General features: G+C 44.5%; 2 protein-coding genes. One reads left to right on the forward strand and one right to left on the reverse strand.

The features are described from left to right. A partial coding sequence (gene umuD / locus JSN25_RS19960; protein WP_233638425.1) for a translesion error-prone DNA polymerase V autoproteolytic subunit occupies positions 1-301 on the reverse strand: 301 nt, incomplete at its 3' end. Between the two features lie 77 nt (positions 302-378). On the opposite strand from umuD, the gene JSN25_RS19965 reads away from it, so the two are divergent. After that, positions 379-621: a DinI-like family protein gene (locus JSN25_RS19965; protein ID WP_204525285.1), complete on the forward strand. Its 243-nt coding sequence runs from the start codon at positions 379-381 to the stop codon at positions 619-621. The last annotated feature ends 1 nt before the right edge of the window (position 622 follow it).

The raw sequence follows: 622 nt of genomic DNA on the forward strand, positions 1-622 counted from the left end.
GCTGAAGACGTTTAACCGTGAATTCGCCATCGATGGCAGCGATAACAATATCTCCATGTGAAGGCTTTCTGGAACGGTCGACGACAAGCAAATCGCCATTTCCGATCCCCGCTCCAGTCATAGAATCACCGGATGACTTCACGAAGTATGTTGCACATGGGTGCTGAACTAATAGTTCATTGAGATCAATACGTTGTTCAACGTAATCATGCGCTGGAGAGGGAAATCCGCATGGAACAAGATCACTAAATAAGGGAAGCGCAACTATCTGGCGCAACTCAGCTGGTGAATAAAACTTCATAATAAACTCACTCGCATTTATACTGTTTATACATACAGTATATACTGGCATTAAGCACAGTAAAGAGGAGTTAAAGCATGTTCGTGGAACTCGTTTATGATAAAAGGAATTTTGATGGGCTGCCCGGTGCAAAAGATATCATTCTGGGCGAACTGACCAAGAGGGTTYACCGGATCTTYCCCGATGCTGATGTTCGGGTTMAACCKATGATGACACTGCYGRCGWTCAACACTGACGCCAGCAAGCATKAGAAGGRNCAGATAAGCCGYACTGTTCAGGAAATGTTTGAAGAGGCTGATATGTGGCTGGTTTTAGATTAAA

Origin of the sequence: Citrobacter cronae (assembly GCF_016893685.1) — a bacterium.
Classification (GTDB): domain Bacteria; phylum Pseudomonadota; class Gammaproteobacteria; order Enterobacterales; family Enterobacteriaceae; genus Citrobacter; species Citrobacter werkmanii.